The organism is Streptomyces sp. A18, assembly GCF_059026065.1.
The window spans coordinates 131,085-147,863 of the sequence record NZ_JBWLKL010000011.1 but is presented as its reverse complement, the minus strand read 5'-3'; the positions used below and the strand labels follow the sequence as shown (position 1 = coordinate 147,863).

Genomic DNA, 16,779 nt, shown 5'->3' with positions numbered 1-16,779 from the left:
TGTTCAGTCATGGACCGCCGCATTTTCGGGCTGGAGAATGAGTACGGCGTCACGTGCACGTTTAGGGGACAGCGCCGCCTGTCTCCTGACGAGGTGGCGCGCTACCTCTTCCGCCGTGTTGTCTCATGGGGCCGCAGCAGCAACGTCTTTCTGCGGAACGGCGCCCGCCTCTATCTTGACGTCGGGTCACATCCGGAATACGCGACACCGGAATGTGACAACGTGACCGAGCTGGTCACGCACGACAAGGCGGGCGAGCGCATTCTGGAAGGCCTGCTCGTCGACGCCGAACGCCGCCTGCACGAGGAGGGAATCGCGGGCGACGTCTATCTCTTCAAGAACAACACCGACTCGGCGGGAAACTCCTACGGCTGCCACGAGAACTATCTGGTGGCCAGGCACGGGGAGTTCTCGCGGCTCGCGGACATCCTCATTCCCTTCCTCGTCACGCGACAGCTGCTGTGCGGCGCGGGCAAGGTGCTGCAGACTCCGCGCGGCGCCGTGTACTGCGTCAGTCAGCGTGCCGAGCACATCTGGGAAGGGGTCTCGTCCGCGACCACCCGCTCCCGGCCGATCATCAACACCCGCGACGAACCGCACGCGGACGCCGAGCGCTACCGCCGGCTGCACGTCATCGTCGGTGACTCGAACATGTCCGAGACGACCATGCTCCTGAAGGTCGGCGCCACCGACCTCGTCCTGCGCATGATCGAAGCGGGCACGGTGATGCGCGACCTGACCCTGGAGAACCCGATCCGGGCGATCCGCGAGGTCAGTCACGACATCACGGGCCGCCGCAAGGTGCGTCTGGCCAGCGGCCGCGAGGCCTCTGCCCTCGAGGTGCAGCGCGAGTACTACGAGAAGGCCGTGGACTTCGTGGAGCGCCGCGGCATTCGCACGGGCACGGTCGAGCAGGTCCTGGAGCTGTGGGGCCGTACGCTCGACGCGATCGAGGCCGAGGACCTCGACCGCATCGGCACCGAGATCGACTGGGTCATGAAGTACAAGCTCATCGAGCGGTACCGGGCGAAGAACAACATGACCATGTCGCACCCCCGGGTCGCGCAGATAGACCTCGCGTATCACGACATCCACCGACGTCGCGGGCTGTACTACCTCCTGGAGAGGAAGGGCCAGGCCGCCCGCATCTGCAACGACTTGAAGATCTTCGAAGGCAAGTCGGTGCCTCCGCAGACCACCCGCGCGCGGCTGCGCGGCGACTTCATCCGCAGGGCCCAGGAGCAGCGCCGCGACTTCACGGTCGACTGGGTGCACCTGAAGCTCAACGACCAGGCACAGCGCACGGTGTTGTGCAAGGACCCCTTCCGGTCGGTCGACGACCGGGTGGAGAAACTGATCGCCGGTATGTAACCCCTGATACAGCGGGTGCGTTGCGGGAACGCAACGCGGGGCGCCGTACGTTCCTCGTACGGCGCCCTTCTCCATGCGTAGAGTTGCGCGCACGCCAACCGACAAGATCGACCGATACGAGGCCCCCACCGTGCGCCGACGCTCACTTCTCCTTGCTGTTCCGGCCGGCCTGCTGACACTGGCCGGGTGTGGTGACGACAAGAAGGCCGACAAGGCCAAGTCAAGCGACAGCCCGTCCCCGTCCAACTCGACGTCGGCCGCGCCGACGGCGAAGATCGTGGACGGGCCCGTTCCCGAGATCACCAAGGGGACGAAGTTCGGTGAGAAGCCGACCGTCGCCAAGGGGAACGGCAAGCCGTCCTCCGATCTTGCGGTGAAGACGCTGATCGAGGGCAAGGGGGACGAGGTCAAGAAGGGCGACTACCTCCAGGCCAACTACCTCGGCCAGATCTGGGCCACGGCCAAGGTCTTCGACAACTCGTACGACCGCGGCAACCCCACGGTCTTCCCGATCGGCACCGGTCAGGTCATCCCGGGCTGGGACCAGGCGCTGGTCGGCAAGAAGCTCGACAGCCGCGTGGAGCTCGCGATCCCGCCGAAGATGGGTTACGGCACCGAGGGCAACAAGCAGGCGGGCATCAAGGGCACGGACACGCTGGTGTTCGTCGTGGACCTCGTGGGCACCTTCAGCAACAAGAGCTCGGCCAAGGGCAAGGAGGTCGCGCAGTCCAACATCGACCTCCCCAAGGTCGGCACGAACACCGACGGCAAGGCCCCCAAGATCGACGTCCCGAAGAAGGACGCCCCGACGAAGCTCGTCGCGAACTACGTCCTCGAGGGCGACGGCGACGAGATCAAGGAGACCGACAGCCTCCTGTGCCAGTACAAGGGCGTGCTGTGGGCCGACGGCAAGGAGTTCGACTCCTCGTACAAGAGCGGCCAGCTCGCCTCGTTCCAGCTGGCACAGGTCGTCAAGGGCTGGGCGCAGGGCCTGACCGGCAAGAAGGTCGGCAGCCGCGTCCTGATCGTCGTCCCCCCGAAGCTCGGCTACGGCGACCAGCCGCCGCAGGGCAGCACCATCAAGAAGGACTCCACGCTGGTCTTCACCGTGGACATCCTCGCGAAGATGTAACACTGTCCCAGCTGGCCATTCGTATCAAAGCAGGAGCATGAGCGTGAGCATCGAGAAGCCCGAGATCGACTTCCCCGACGGTCCGGCCCCGGCCGACCTCGAGATCGTGGACATCTGGGAGGGCGACGGACCGGAGGCCAAGGCGGGCGCCACCGTCTCCGTCCACTACGTGGGCGTGGCCTTCTCCACCGGCGAAGAGTTCGACGCCTCCTGGAACCGCGGCACGCCGCTCCAGTTCCAGCTGGGCGCCGGCCAGGTCATCGCCGGCTGGGACCAGGGCGTCCAGGGCATGAAGGTCGGCGGACGCCGCCGGCTGACCATCCCCGCGCACCTGGCGTACGGCGACCGCGGCGCCGGTGGCGGCCGTATCGCGCCCGGCGAGTCGCTGATCTTCGTCTGCGACCTCGTGGGCGTCTGAGCGACCACTGGGGCCAGGGTCTGACCAGACCTGTCCACCGAGGGTCCATGCCTGTCCTGGCATGGGCCCTCGGCTTTTGCCCGGACACCCCTGGGCGGTACGGTCAGCGGTCGGAAGCACTGTTGAGAAAGGGCGTCGATGGCCATTGCCAAGGCCGAGCGGCTGATGAACCTGGCGCTGTGTCTGCTCGGGACGCGAAGGCCGCTCAGCAAGCGCGAGCTGCGCGAGTCCATCGAGGCCTATCTGGAAGCGGGGTCGGACGACTCCTTCAACCGGATGTTCGAGCGCGACAAGGACGATTTGCGCGAACTCGGCCTGGTCATCGAGACGGTGGAGAACCTCGACGGCGAGGTGGGCTATCTCGCGCGCCGCGACAGCAACCGGCTCCCGCCCATCACCATCGACGCGGAGGAAGCCGCCGCGCTCGGCCTCGCGGCCAAGGTCTGGCAGCAGGCACGCCTCGCCGGAGCCGCCAGCGGCGCCCTGCAGAAGCTGCGCGCCGCAGGGCTGCCGGAGGACGTGGACCCGTACGGGGCGCACAGCGCGCTCGAGCCCCGCATCCCGGTGCACGAGGCGTCCTTCGAGCCGCTGATGCTCGCCTGCCGCGACCGCCGCCCCGTCGTCTTCGACTACCGCAAGGCCACGGCGGCCCGCCCCGAGCAGCGCCATGTGGAGCCGTGGGCCCTGGAGTGCTGGCGCGGTCACTGGTACCTCGCGGGCTGGGACCGCGACCGCGGCGCCGAGCGGGTCTTCCGGCTCTCCCGCATCACCGGGAAGGTCCGCGCCCGCGCGGGCAAGTTCACCGCGGGTGTCCCGGACGTGGTCACGGTGCGCGAGACCGTCGCGAGCTGGGCGGGGGACATCGCCGACCGCACCGCCCTGATCCGTCTGCGCACGGGGGCGGGCTATCCGCTGCGCGCCAAGGCCGCCCAGATACGTGAAGTGGGCGAGGGGTGGGACGAGTTGGAGATTCCGTACGGCCACGGTCTTGACGCCTGGCTGGTGGAGTTCGGACCCGATGTGGTGGTCCTGGAGCCCGCGGAGCTGCGGGCCGACGTGGTGGACCGGCTGCGCGCCGTGGCCAAGGGCTGAGGGGACGTACGGAGCATGGCCTCGAACGCCATCGACCAGACCAGGCGGATGCTCTCCCTGGTGACCTACCTGCGCGAGCGCCCGGGGGCCCACGTCACCGACGTGGCCCGCGCCTTCGGGATCACCGAGGACGAGCTGATCTCCGACCTGGACGTGCTGCCGCTGTGTGGGACCAGCTTCCGCGGCGGCGACCTCCTGGACATCGACACGGACGGCGACCGCATCTGGTGGCACAACGCGGACGACGTGGCGGCGCCGCTGCGGCTGGCCGCGGACGAGGCCACCGCGCTCCTGGTGGCCGCCCGCGCGGTCTCCACGCTTCCGGGGCTGCGCGAGAGCGACCGGCAGGCCCTGGTGCGCGCCACGGCGAAGCTGGAGACGGCGGCCGGTGACAACGCCGGCGCCAGTGCGCGGCTCTCGGTGACCTTCGAGTCCGAGGGCGGTGTCTTCGCCGACGTCGACCGCGCCATCTCCGAGCGGCGCCGGCTCTGGCTGCGCTACTACTCGCCCGCGCGCGACGAGCTCACCGAGCGCGAGGTCGACCCGATCCGGCTCTTCGCCGTCGGGCACACGTACATGGAGGCGTGGTGCTACCTCTCCGAGGCGCGCCGCACCTTCCGCCTCGACCGGGTGGCCGAGATCCGGCTCCTGGACGAGCCGTCGTCGCCGCCCGAGGTCGAGCTGCGTGATCTCTCCGAGGGGCTCGTGCAGCCCGCCGCGGAAGACCCCGAGGTGGTCATCGAGGTCGGCCCCGCCGGCCGCTGGGTCGCCGAGTACTACCCGCACGACAGCGCCGATGAACTCCCCGGCGGCGGCTTGCGGATCACACTGCGCACCCCGGACCCCACCTCGCTGCGCAGGCTCGCCCTGCGGCTCGGCGGGGACGGGCACATCGTCTCCCCGGCCGATCTCGCGGACAGCGCACGGCGGGCGGCGCGTGAGGCGCTCGCGGCCTACGACGAGCACGGCAGGCACACCGACGGGTCGTACGACAGGCAGGAGCAAGGGCGTTGAACACAAGCATCATGTCCGAGATTCCCGGAATGTCGAGAATCGCCCCTGTGCTCTTCAAGGCCGCCTGCCCCGACTGCCGCGCCCGCTTCGAACTCTCCGCGGGCGCCCTGCGGTTGGCCATCGGCGCATCGGCCCGCACCACCTTCTACTCGTTCACGTGCCCCGAGTGCGACGCCGCGGTGCGCAAGCCCGCGGGCGAGCGCATCGTCGAACTGCTCACCTGCGGCGGGGTGCGGACACTGCGTCTGCACTCGACCGTCTAGGCTCGGCCCATGTTCTGGGCGATGCTGGCGATTGCCGCGGGGTTCTGTGGCCTCGCCGTGCTCGGCGTACTGGCGATCAGGGTCTTCATCGAGGCGCAGCGCCTCAGTACGCAAGTGACGGAGACCACACAGCGGATCAACCGCGCGGCGGAGGATCTCGAAGCGGCGGCGACCGGTGTGGCCCGTGCGGGCCGAGATGTCCTTTAGGTCCGGTGAAACCGGTCGGTGCCACAGGGACGCGCATCGACACCGCGGCCTGTCAACTTCCCTTGTCCGGCAGGTACGCTGCTGAAGTGGCCCGGAGTGCGAGGCGCGGGCCGCAACTGGGAGTACGCACAGGGATTGCCCTGCGTTCACCCCTGAGCGTTACGATCGCTGCCAGCACGGTGGCCGGACAGCAAGTCCGGCCTGTCCGGCAGCCCCGCCCCTGCCGCCTCGGTGAGAAGGTAAAGACCTATGTTCGGAAAGATCGGCGCCCCCGAGATCATTCTCATTCTCGTCGTCATCGTTCTGCTGTTCGGCGCGAAGAAGCTTCCCGACATGGCCCGGTCGCTCGGCAAGTCCGCGCGCATCCTCAAGAGCGAGGCCAAGGCGATGAAGTCGGACGGCAAGAAGGACGAAGCCGCCCCGGCCGACCCGCCCGGCGACCCTTCCGCCGCCCAGCCGCGCACCATCCAGGCCGCGCCCGGCGACGTGACCAGCTCGCGTCCCGTCACCGAGCCCACCGACAGCACGACCAAGCGCTGATCCAAGGCCGGCGACGGCCGGCCTGCCGCACGAGATGAGGACGTGGGTTGCTCAAGTCTGCCCGCAAGAAGGAACAGGATCCCGAGGGGCGGATGCCTCTTGCGGAGCACCTGCGTGAGCTCCGCAACCGGCTCGCGAAGGCCGTGCTGGCCATCATCGTCGTCGCGATCGTCGCTGCCTTCTTCTACAAGGACATCATCGAGTTCTTCACGAACCCGATCCTGAACTCCGTGGGGTGCGAGTCCAGCTTCGCCGAGCTGGCGAAGCGGGAAGACGGCACGTGCGCGCGCATCGTGCTGAACGGTCTGCTCACGCCGTTCACGCTCGCCCTGAAGATCTCCCTGATGGCCGGTGTGGTGCTCGCGTCGCCGGTCTGGCTCTACCAGCTGTGGGCGTTCGTCGCCCCCGGCCTGCACAAGAGCGAGAAGAAGTACGCCTACGGGTTCGTGGGCGCCGGCTTCCCGCTGTTCCTCGGTGGCGGCTACTTCGCGTACCAGACGCTGCCGACGATGGCACGTGTGCTGCTCGAATTCTCGCCCGGCGGGATCGACAACCAGCTGCCGCTCGACGAGCTGATCGACCTGGTCACCCGCATGGTGATCGTCTTCGGCCTCTCCTTCGAGCTGCCCCTCCTCCTGGTGATGCTGAACCTCACCGGGGTGCTCACCGGCAAGCGGATGCTCGGCTGGTGGCGCGCCATGATCATGGGCATCACGGTCTTCGCGGCCGTGGCGACGCCCAGCACGGACCCGCTCACCATGATCATGCTCGCCGGGCCGATCTGGGTGCTGTACTTCGCGGCCACCGCCTTCTCGCTCATGAACGACCGGCGCAAGGCCAAGATCGACGCGGCCGGGCCCGATGACGACGAGGCGTCCGAGCTCGACCTCACCCCCGAGGACGTCGGAGAGATCGAGACCGTGTCCGCGAACCGGGCGCTGCCCGAGCAGGCCAGCGGCGACGGCACCAACCGGGAGCGGGATCGGGTAAACGGTTTCGACGACGTGACCTGACCTTGTAGGGTCCCGCCGTGACCAGCGAGATCACCCTCTTCGTCAATCCCACCGCGGGCCGCGGCCGGGGCGCCCACGCGGCGCAGCCGGCCGCTTCCGCGTTGCGGGCCGCAGGATTCTCCGTGCGCACGGTCATCGGCGAGGACGCCGCCGACGCGCTGCGCCGGGCTCGCGACGCCGTCGATGCCGGTACGCGCGCGCTGATAGCCGTCGGCGGCGACGGCATGGCGAGCCTCGCGCTGCAGGCCGTCGCGCAGACGCCGACGCCCCTGGGGGTGATCGCCGTGGGGACCGGCAACGACTTCGCGCGAGCACTCGGGCTTCCGGTGCGCGATCCGGCCGCCGCGGGGGCCGTCGTCGCCGATGCGCTCGACGCGGGGCGCACGCGCGACGTGGACCTGGGCCGGGTGGGCAAGACGTGGTTCGGCACCGTGCTCGCCTCCGGCTTCGACTCGCGGGTCAACGACCGGGGCAACCGGATGCGCTGGCCCACCGGACGCTTCAAGTACGACCTGGCGATGATCGCCGAGCTGGCCGCCCTCCGGCCCATCCCGTACCGGATCACGCTGGACGGCGGTGACGTCCACGAGGTCGCCGCGACGCTCGTCGCCGTCGGGAACGGATCGTCGTACGGCGGGGGGATGAGGATCTGCGCGCGGGCCGACATGCGCGACGGCCTCTTCGACGTGACGGTCGTCGGCGACTGCAGCCGTACGACGCTCCTGAAGGTCTTCCCGCGGGTCTACAAGGGCACGCACCTCGACCATCCCAAGGTCACCGTGTTCCGGGCCGCGAAGGTGGAGCTCGCCGCATCGGGCGTCACCGGGTACGCGGACGGGGAGCAGCTCGGCGGCCTTCCGCTGACGGCACAGTGCGTGCCGGGGGCCGTGCGGGTGCTCGGGCCCGAGGGGCCGCAGGAGCCGTAAGGCAGATAATGATCGTCCGTTGTCAGTGGTGGCCGGTAGTCTCGAAAGCACGATGACAGAGGACCTCTCACCGGCCGAGCGGTACGCGGCGGCGCGCGAGCGCGCTGTCGAGCAGGCCACCGCACTCGCTGGCTTCCGCGAGATGTACGAATTCGGCCTCGACCCCTTCCAGATCGACGCCTGTCGGGCGCTCGAGGCGGGCAAGGGTGTGCTCGTGGCCGCCCCCACGGGTTCGGGCAAGACGATCGTCGGCGAGTTCGCCGTGCACCTTGCCCTGCTGCAGGGCAAGAAATGCTTCTACACGACGCCGATCAAGGCGCTCTCCAACCAGAAGTACGCCGACCTGTCCAAGAGATACGGAGCGGACAAGGTCGGCCTGCTGACCGGCGACAACAGCGTCAACTCCGATGCCCCGGTGGTCGTGATGACCACCGAAGTGCTGCGGAACATGCTGTACTCGGGCTCGCAGTCGCTGCTCAACCTCGGCTATGTGGTGATGGACGAGGTGCACTACCTCTCCGACCGCTTCCGCGGAGCCGTCTGGGAAGAGGTGATCATCCACCTCCAGGAGTCGGTCACGCTGGTCTCCCTGTCGGCGACCGTCTCGAACGCCGAGGAGTTCGGCGACTGGCTGGACACCGTGCGCGGTGACACGCAGGTGATCGTCTCGGAGCACCGGCCCGTGCCGCTGTTCCAGCACGTCCTCGCCGGGCGCCGGATGTACGACCTCTTCGAGGAGGGCGAGGGGCAGCGCAAGACCGTCAACCCCGACCTCACGCGCATGGCGCGGATGGAGGCCAGCCGTTCGTACAACCCGCGCGACCGCCGCAAGGGCAAGATGATCCGCGAGGCCGACCGCGAGCGCGAGCGCAGACAGCGCTCCCGCATCTGGACGCCGGGCCGGCCCGAGGTCATCGACCGGCTGGACTCCGAAGGCCTCCTTCCCGCGATCACCTTCATCTTCAGCCGGGCCGCCTGCGAGGCCGCCGTGCAGCAGTGCCTGTACGCGGGGCTGAGGCTGAACGACGAGGACGCGCGCGCCCAGGTCCGCGAGATCGTCGAGGAGCGCACGGCCGCCATCCCGGACGAGGACCTGCACGTCCTTGGCTACTACGAATGGCTGGAAGGCCTGGAGCGCGGCATCGCCGCGCACCACGCGGGCATGCTGCCGACCTTCAAGGAGGTCGTCGAGGAGCTGTTCGTCCGCGGGCTCGTGCGTGCCGTCTTCGCCACCGAGACCCTCGCCCTCGGCATCAACATGCCCGCGCGCAGCGTGGTCCTCGAGAAGCTCGTCAAGTGGAACGGCGAGCAGCACGCGGACATCACCCCCGGTGAGTACACGCAGTTGACCGGCCGTGCCGGGCGGCGCGGGATCGACGTCGAGGGCCACGCGGTGGTCCTGTGGCAGCGCGCCATGAGCCCGGAGCACCTCGCGGGGCTCGCCGGCACGCGCACGTATCCGCTGCGCTCCAGCTTCAAGCCGTCGTACAACATGGCGGTGAACCTGGTCGAGCAGTTCGGGCGGCACCGCTCGCGCGAGCTCCTCGAGACGTCCTTCGCGCAGTTCCAGGCCGACAAGTCGGTCGTCGGGATCTCCCGGCAGGTGCAGAAGAACGAAGAGGGACTCGAGGGCTACAAAGCCTCGATGACCTGCCACTTGGGCGACTTCGACGAGTACGCGCGCCTGCGCCGCGAGCTGAAGGACCGGGAGACCGAGCTCGCCAAGCAGGGCGCCAACCAGCGCAGGGTGGCCGCTGCCGCCGCCCTGGAGAAGCTCAAGCCCGGTGACGTCATCCACGTGCCGACCGGGAAGTACGCGGGCCTCGCGCTCGTCCTGGACCCGGGGATCCCCGGGCGGGTCAACGGCCACCGCGGCCTCGAGCACCAGGACGGGCCAAGGCCTCTGGTGCTCACCGCCGAGCGGCAGGTCAAGCGCCTGGCCTCGATGGACTTCCCGGTGCCGGTCGAGGCCCTGGAGCGGATGCGCATCCCGAAGTCGTTCAACGCGCGCTCGCCGCAGTCGCGCCGTGACCTGGCCTCCGCGCTGCGCACGAAGGCCGGGCACATCGTGCCGGAGCGGCACCGCAAGGGCCGCGCGGCTGCCGCCGACGACAGCGAGATCGCCCGGCTCCGCACGGAACTGCGGGCGCACCCCTGCCACGGGTGCGACGAGCGGGAGGACCACGCGCGGTGGGCCGAGCGCTACCACCGCCTGCAGCGGGACACGGTGCAGTTGGAGCGGCGGATCGAGGGGCGCACGAACACGATCGCGCGGACCTTCGACCGGATCGTCGCGCTGCTCACCGAGATGGACTACCTGCGGGGTGACGAGGTCACCCAGAACGGCAAGCGGCTCGCCCGGCTCTATGGAGAGCTGGACCTCCTTGCCAGCGAATGCCTGCGGGAAGGCGTGTGGGAGGGGCTGAGCCCGGCCGAACTGGCCGCATGCGTCTCGGCGTTGGTCTTCGAGGCCCGGATGGCGGACGATGCGATCGCGCCCAAGCTGCCCTCCGGAAAGGTGAAGGCCTCGCTCGGCGAGATGGTGCGCATCTGGGGGCGTCTCGACGCCCTGGAGGAAGAGTTCAAGATCAACCAGGCGGAGGGGGTCGGGCAGCGCGAGCCGGACCTCGGGTTCGCCTGGGCGGCGTACATGTGGGCGTCGGACAAGGGCCTGGACGAGGTGCTGCGGGAGGTCGAGATGCCTGCCGGGGACTTCGTGCGGTGGTGCAAGCAGGTGATCGACGTCCTGGGGCAGATCTCCGCGGCTGCTCCCCGCGAGGGCTCGACGGTGGCGAAGAACGCCCGCAAGGCCGTGGATCAGCTGCTGCGGGGCGTGGTGGCCTACAGCTCCGTCGGCTGACGCGAGCAAGGGGCGGGCCCGGGGGTTTACCCCCGGGCCCGCCCCTTTTTCGTATCCAGGTCCGCCTGTTCGATGTCATCACTCCACGTGTTCGATTGATCGCCACGCGTGCAAATGGGGCCGAGTGTATGCCTGCCGGCAAGGCGGCTGCAGAGGGTTGCTGAATATGACTCGGCGATGATTTCGGCGGACTAAGCTCGCCCGGAGCGCGGCGAGTTGAAACGAGTTGCGATAGATTCGCGCGTTTGTTCCCAGATGTTTCGATCGTTCGCATACGTCTACCGCTTTCAACTCCCGGCAAACTCCCCCCATTTCAGAGCGTCACCCCCCATTCCTTCCCCAAGACGAGTGTTCAGAGGGCATACATGGTGAGTGTTCAATCGCCTCCCGGTGGCCGAGAAGTCCCTTACGTACGTGTGCTGTTGCTGCCCGCCATGCTGATGGCCGCGGCGACCGGAGCCGCCGTTGCCGCGGTTCCGGACGCCGCCCGCATCGCGGTGGGCCTGTGCGGCGCGATCGCGACCCTCCTGGTCGTCGCGGTCGGCGCCGAAGCGGTGCGTCGCGGCCGGTCCATCCGGGAGTTGCACACGCAGTACGCGCAGCGGCTCGCTTTCCTGGAGCGGCGCATCGCGTCCCATGACGACGAGACCGTCCGCCTGGGCAGGGAAGTCATCCCCGAGGCCGTCTACCGGCTGCGGTCGGGCGAAGCGCCCTCGGAAGTGGTCCGCCACCTGGTCGACAACGACGAGTCCTTCTCCGAACTCCCGCCGTCACAGCGCCAGATGCTCCGCCACGTCCTGGACATCCTGGACACCGGAGAGGCGATGCGCGAGTCCTCGCAGCGGGCCTTCGTCAACATCGCCCGGCGTGTCCAGTCCATCGTCCACCAACAGGCCGCGGAACTACGCGAGATGGAGGAGTTCCACGGCCGTAACCCCGAGGTCTTCGACGACCTGCTGCGCATCGACCACGGCACGGCCCTGATCGGCCGCCTCGCCGACTCGATCACCGTGCTCGGCGGCGCCCGCCCGGGACGCCAATGGCCCAAGCCCGTACCGCTGTTCAGCGTGTTGCGCGGCGCCATGTCCCGGATCCTGGAGTACCAGCGCGTCGACCTGCACTCGATCGCCAACGTCGCCATTCGCGGCACCTCCGTGGAGCCCCTCATCCACGCCTGCGCCGAGCTGCTCGACAACGCCACGCGCTACTCGCCGCCGCAGACCCGCGTGCATGTCACCGCCGTCGAGGTGCAGACCGGCATCGCCGTCGAGATCGAGGACGGCGGCGTCAGCCTCAGCGAGGAGGCGCGGGCACGGGCCGAGCGCATGCTCGCGCAGGCCCAGGCCGGCATCGACCTGAACGATCTCGGCGAGAGCCCGCGCCTCGGCATGGCCGTCGTGGGCCGGCTCTCGCAGATGTACAACCTCCAGGTCTCGCTGCGGCAGTCCGCGTACGGCGGCGTCCGTGCGGTGCTCATCGTCCCGCGCGAGATGATCACCACAGGGCCCGCTCCCGGCCTCGCGCACGGCATCGGCGCGTCCGCGGTGCCCCGCGTGAACTCCGACGGCCAGCCCATCGAGGAGGCGCACGGCATCCGGCGCAAGAAGCCCCGTGTGATGACGGCGGGCCCGCCGGTCTCCAAGGGGCTCACCGCCGCGCTGGAGGACGACGTCCCCGAGGTCACCGAGTGGACGTCGAACGGTCTGCCGCAGCGCCGCAGCAGGGTCCGCACCCCGCTGAGCGAGCGGCTCGCCCAGGAGGCCGCCGACGAGCGGTACGCCGCGCAGCGCGCGCAGTACGCCCCGCAGGGCGCCGGACCCGTCGTACCCGAGCCGGTGAAGAAGGAGGAGAAGGAGCCCGGCCTCTGGATCGAGGCCTTCATGAAGGGCGTCAACGGCGACGAATCCGCGGCCTCCGCGGCCTCCGCGGCCGACGACCCGTTGTTCCCCAAGGGCCACAGCGAGAACGACCACGGCACCGCCGACAGTGCCGACAACGCCGATGAGGGGGGCTGGAAGTGATCCAGCAACGGGCCAATTTCGACTGGATGCTCAAGGAGCTCGCCGACGGGGTGCCGCAGACCCGGCAGATCGTGGTGCTCTCCGCCGACGGCCTGCGCATCGCGCGCTACGGCGGCGACCCCGACGCCGCCGACCGGATCGCCGCCGCCTGCGCGGGTCTTCAGTCCCTGGCCGCCGCGGTGGCCACCGAGATCCCGCGGAGCGACGGCGGGATGCGCATGGTGATCATCGAGGTCGACGGCGGCTACTTCTACCTGATGGCCGCGGGAGCGGGCGCCTACCTCGCCGTGCTCGCGGATGAGACCGTCGACGCGGGCCTCATCGGCAACCGCATGCGGGACCTGGTCGTCCGGATCGGCGCCCACCTGACGAGCCCGCCCCGGCGAGACGGGCAGGCCGTATGAATCCTCCGCAAGGCGAGAACCCCTCCCACCGAGACGACCCGCCCCAGCGGGAACGGCGGAGCCCGGAGAATCCCGAGCGGCTCTACATCCTGACCGGCGAGGACACGGAGAGGGCGCCGCTCGACCTCGTCACGCTGATCGTCGCGCAGGGCGAGGCGGCGCCCACGGCCCAGCCGGAGCACTCCGTCGTCCTGCGGCTGTGCAAGACGCCGCTGTCCGTCGCCGAGCTGTCCGCGTATCTCGCGCTGCCGTTCAGCGTGGTGACCGTCCTGCTGACGAAGATGCTCGGGGCCGACCTGGTACAGGCGCGGGCGCCGATCGTCCGCTCCACGCTCCCCGATCGTTCCCTTCTCGAAGCGGTGATGCATGGACTTCAAAAGCTCTGACACGATCACCGGGCCCAGCAGCGAAGACGTATTGCCGCACACGGCCACGGCCGCCGTGAAGGTCGTGATCGTGGGCGGGTTCGGGGTCGGCAAGACGACGATGGTCGGCTCGGTCAGCGAGATCCGTCCGCTGACGACCGAAGAGACCATGACCCAGGCCGGCATCGGCGTCGACGACAACTACGGATCCGACACCAAGACGGCCACCACCGTCGCGATGGACTTCGGCCGGATCAGCATCTCCGAAGAGCTGGTGCTCTATCTGTTCGGCACCCCGGGCCAGGAGCGCTTCTGGTTCCTGTGGAACGGCCTCTTCGAAGGCGCGCTCGGCGCCGTCGTCCTCGTCGACACCCGCCGCCTCGAAGTCAGCTTCGACGTGATCGGGCGCCTGGAGGAGCGCGGCGTGCCCTTCGTCGTCGCGGTCAACGACTTCCCCGACGCGCCCCGTCACCCGATGGACGCACTGCGCCGGGCCCTCGACCTGGACGAGGTGGTGCCGATAGTGAAGTGCGACGCCCGGCAGCGCGCATCGAGCCGGGACACCTTGCTGACCCTCATGCGGTACCTGCACTCCCTGACGGTGGCCCGCGTCTGACACCTCATCTCATCCGCAACCCGGAATCTCTTCCGCGACCCCGGAGCGACGAACGTGACGACCCCTTCCCCCTCCCACCCCGGCATGGACGACCCGGCCATGCCGCCCCCCGGCTGCCCCGCGCACGGCCTCGGTCCCGGCGGCCTGCGCAGGCTGTACGGCCCCGAGGCGGAGACCGATCTCTCGGGCCTGTACGAGAAGCTGCGCGCCGAGCACGGCGCGGTGGCCCCGGCCCTGCTGCACAACGACGTGCCCATCTGGGCGGTCCTCGGCCACAGCGAGAACCTCCACATGGTCCGCACCCCCTCGCAGTACACCCGCGACTCGCGCCAGTGGCGGGCCGTCCAGGACGGCACCGCGGGCCCCGACCATCCGCTCGCCCCCGTCTTCACCTGGCAGCCCATGGCCAGCTTCGTGGAGGGCGACGAGCACCAGCGGCTGCGCGGCGCGGTCACCGGCGCCATGGGCGGCCTCGACCACCGGGGCATGCGCCGCTACATCAACCGCTACAGCAACCTCCTGCTCAACGACATCTGCCAGGACGGCAGGGCCGACCTCGTGAGCGGGTTCGCCGAGCATCTGCCGATGATGGTGATGTGCCATGTCATCGGCATGCCCGAGGAGTACAACGAGCGGATGGTGCAGGCCGCCCGCGACATGATCCGCGGCACCGAGACCGCCATCGCCAGCAACGCGTACATCATGGAGGCGCTGATGCGCCTGGTGGCGCGGCGGCGGGTGCAGGCCGAGGAGGACTTCACCAGCAACCTCATCGCGCACCCCGCGCAGCTCACCGACGACGAGGTCGCCGCGCACCTGCGGCTCGTGCTCATCGCCGCGTACGAGGCGACGGCCAACCTCATCGCGAACGCGCTGCGCATGGTCCTCACCGACCCGCGTTTCCGCGCCCAGCTCAGCGGCGGCCAGATGACGGTGCCGGAGGCCGTCGAGCAGTCCCTGTGGGACGAGCCGCCGTTCAGCGCCATGGTCGGCTATTTCGCCAAGCAGGACACCCAGCTCGGCGGCCAGCAGATCAAGGCGGGCGACGGTCTCATCCTCGGCATCGCGCCGGGCAACGTGGACCCCGTCGTACGCCCGGATCTCGCCGCCAGCATGCAGGGCAACCGCTCCCACCTGGCGTTCAGCGGCGGGCCGCACGAATGCCCGGGGCAGGACATCGGGCGTGCCATCGCCGACACAGGCGTGGACGCGCTGCTCATGCGCTTTCCCGACGTGGAACTCGCCATCGACGAAAGCGAGTTGAGGTGGACCTCGTCCATCCTCTCCCGGCATCTGGTGGAGCTGCCGGTGCAGTTCGCGCCGCGGCCCCCGCAGGATGTGATGGCGCGGCCCATGGCGCGGGTGCCCAGCACGCGCAACGACTGGCAGGTGTCGTCCCCCGGGCCGCGGCCCGCGTATCCCGCGACGCCGACGCCGACGCCGACGCAGGCCCCCACGCCTCAGCCGGTGGGGCGGCCCGCTCCGCCGCCGCCCGCGCCGGAGCCCGCGCCGGTGGTGGCATCCGTGCCCCGGCAAGGGGTGTGGCGGAGGCTGGTCTCCTGGTGGCGGGGCAACTGATCGTCCGCTGACGGGCCCGCCCATGTGTCGTACGCGGTCCAGGCGCCCAACGCGCGTGTGCTGACGAAGCGATGGTCGACGCCCGTGACGGGGTCCGTGAACTCCAGGACGCGCGCCAGGAGTTGGAGGGGCCGCCGGAAGTCGTCCGGCGGCACCGGCCCCGTCACCCGCGGGTAGACCGGATCGCCGAGGATCGGCAGGCCCAGGGTGTTCATGTGGACGCGCAACTGGTGGGTGCGGCCGGTGTGCGGGAAGAGCCGGTAGCGAGCCAACTCGCCCTTCCGCTCGGCGAGTTCGACGCGGCTCTCGCTGTTGGGCTCGGCGCCGGGGACCTCGTACGCGGCGATGATGCCGCGCTCCTTGACGAGGTGGCTGCGCACGGTGCGGGGGAGTTCCACCGCGGGGTCGTGGGCGGCCACGGCCTCGTACTCCTTCCGCACCCGCCGCTCGCCGAACAGCGTCTGGTACGCGCCGCGTTCCTCGGGCCGCACCGTGAAGAGGATCAGCCCCGCGGTGAGCCGGTCCAGGCGGTGCGCGGCGCCGAGCGCGGGGATGTCGAGCTCCCTGCGGAGGCGGGCGAGCGCGGTCTCGATGACGTGGCTGCCGCGGGGCGTGGTCGCCAGGAAGTGGGGCTTGTCGGCGACGACGATGTGCTCGTCGCGGTACACCACGTCGATGCCGTACGGCACCGGAACCTCGTCCGGCAGATCCCGGTGGAACCACACGAAGGCGCCGGGTACGTAGGGGGCGTCCGGCGCGACGGGAAGGCCGTCCACGCCGACGACGAGACCGTCCCGCAGCATCCCGTCGATCACCCCGGGCCCCGCCTTGAGCCGCTCGACGAGATGATCCCGTACGGTCGCCCAGGCTCCTTCGTGGGGCAGCCTGACCCGCATGGGGTCGACGCCGCGCCGCTGCGGCAGGGGAGAGGGCGGAATGCGGGGCTTACGGGTCACAAC

General features: G+C 69.7%; 17 protein-coding genes. 16 read left to right on the top strand and 1 reads right to left on the bottom strand.

Annotated elements, in window-relative coordinates:
• The first annotated feature begins 9 nt into the window (after positions 1-9).
• The 16 genes from pafA to AC5P1C_RS19985 all read left to right on the top strand — a co-directional run bounded on the left by pafA (position 10) and on the right by AC5P1C_RS19985 (position 15,820).
• Positions 10-1,371: a Pup--protein ligase gene (gene pafA, locus AC5P1C_RS20060; RefSeq protein ID WP_135334215.1), complete on the top strand. Its 1,362-nt coding sequence runs from the start codon at positions 10-12 to the stop codon at positions 1,369-1,371.
• Positions 1,372-1,501: 130 nt separating this feature from the next.
• A complete protein-coding gene (locus AC5P1C_RS20055) occupies positions 1,502-2,503 on the top strand; it encodes an FKBP-type peptidyl-prolyl cis-trans isomerase (protein ID WP_493867292.1) in 1,002 nt (333 codons plus the stop codon).
• Positions 2,504-2,546: 43 nt separating this feature from the next.
• Positions 2,547-2,921 (top strand): FKBP-type peptidyl-prolyl cis-trans isomerase, encoded by a 375-nt coding sequence (locus tag AC5P1C_RS20050; protein WP_493867234.1) that lies wholly within the window; start codon positions 2,547-2,549, stop codon positions 2,919-2,921.
• 138 nt (positions 2,922-3,059) lie between these two features.
• Positions 3,060-4,013: a helix-turn-helix transcriptional regulator gene (locus tag AC5P1C_RS20045; protein WP_493867233.1), complete on the top strand. Its 954-nt coding sequence runs from the start codon at positions 3,060-3,062 to the stop codon at positions 4,011-4,013.
• Positions 4,014-4,028: 15 nt separating this feature from the next.
• On the top strand, positions 4,029-5,027 hold the full coding sequence (locus tag AC5P1C_RS20040) for a helix-turn-helix transcriptional regulator (protein ID WP_493867232.1): 999 nt from the start codon (positions 4,029-4,031) through the stop codon (positions 5,025-5,027).
• Positions 5,028-5,038: 11 nt separating this feature from the next.
• Positions 5,039-5,290 (top strand): hypothetical protein, encoded by a 252-nt coding sequence (locus tag AC5P1C_RS20035; protein ID WP_493867231.1) that lies wholly within the window; start codon positions 5,039-5,041, stop codon positions 5,288-5,290.
• 9 nt (positions 5,291-5,299) lie between these two features.
• On the top strand, positions 5,300-5,497 hold the full coding sequence (locus AC5P1C_RS20030; protein ID WP_249590995.1) for a hypothetical protein: 198 nt from the start codon (positions 5,300-5,302) through the stop codon (positions 5,495-5,497).
• A gap of 249 nt (positions 5,498-5,746) precedes the next feature.
• Positions 5,747-6,037 (top strand): Sec-independent protein translocase subunit TatA, encoded by a 291-nt coding sequence (gene tatA / locus AC5P1C_RS20025; RefSeq protein WP_351164975.1) that lies wholly within the window; start codon positions 5,747-5,749, stop codon positions 6,035-6,037.
• Positions 6,038-6,084: 47 nt separating this feature from the next.
• On the top strand, positions 6,085-7,050 hold the full coding sequence (gene tatC, locus AC5P1C_RS20020) for a twin-arginine translocase subunit TatC (protein WP_493867230.1): 966 nt from the start codon (positions 6,085-6,087) through the stop codon (positions 7,048-7,050).
• Positions 7,051-7,067: 17 nt separating this feature from the next.
• Positions 7,068-7,976: a diacylglycerol kinase gene (locus AC5P1C_RS20015; protein WP_493867229.1), complete on the top strand. Its 909-nt coding sequence runs from the start codon at positions 7,068-7,070 to the stop codon at positions 7,974-7,976.
• 52 nt (positions 7,977-8,028) lie between these two features.
• Entirely contained in the window at positions 8,029-10,836 is a 2,808-nt protein-coding gene (locus AC5P1C_RS20010) for a DEAD/DEAH box helicase (protein ID WP_493867228.1), read from the top strand.
• Positions 10,837-11,201: 365 nt separating this feature from the next.
• Positions 11,202-12,857 (top strand): ATP-binding protein, encoded by a 1,656-nt coding sequence (locus AC5P1C_RS20005; RefSeq protein ID WP_493867227.1) that lies wholly within the window; start codon positions 11,202-11,204, stop codon positions 12,855-12,857.
• Entirely contained in the window at positions 12,854-13,261 is a 408-nt protein-coding gene (locus AC5P1C_RS20000; protein ID WP_361834221.1) for a roadblock/LC7 domain-containing protein, read from the top strand. The genes AC5P1C_RS20005 and AC5P1C_RS20000 overlap by 4 nt, the downstream gene beginning before the upstream one ends.
• Entirely contained in the window at positions 13,258-13,647 is a 390-nt protein-coding gene (locus AC5P1C_RS19995; protein WP_493867226.1) for a DUF742 domain-containing protein, read from the top strand. Before AC5P1C_RS20000 ends, AC5P1C_RS19995 begins: the two co-directional genes overlap by 4 nt.
• Positions 13,628-14,242, top strand: coding sequence for a GTP-binding protein (locus AC5P1C_RS19990; protein ID WP_493867225.1), 615 nt, complete (start codon positions 13,628-13,630; stop codon positions 14,240-14,242). The genes AC5P1C_RS19995 and AC5P1C_RS19990 overlap by 20 nt, the downstream gene beginning before the upstream one ends.
• 54 nt (positions 14,243-14,296) lie before the next feature.
• The gene (locus AC5P1C_RS19985) at positions 14,297-15,820 is read left to right on the top strand and encodes a cytochrome P450 (RefSeq protein WP_493867224.1); all 1,524 of its coding nucleotides are present in this window, start codon (positions 14,297-14,299) and stop codon (positions 15,818-15,820) included.
• On the opposite strand, the gene AC5P1C_RS19980 is transcribed toward AC5P1C_RS19985, so the two are convergent.
• Positions 15,703-16,776, bottom strand: a complete 1,074-nt coding sequence (locus tag AC5P1C_RS19980; RefSeq protein WP_493867223.1) for a pseudouridine synthase — start codon at positions 16,774-16,776, stop codon at positions 15,703-15,705. The two genes, AC5P1C_RS19985 and AC5P1C_RS19980, sit on opposite strands and share 118 nt — an antisense overlap.
• Positions 16,777-16,779 lie beyond the last annotated feature (3 nt).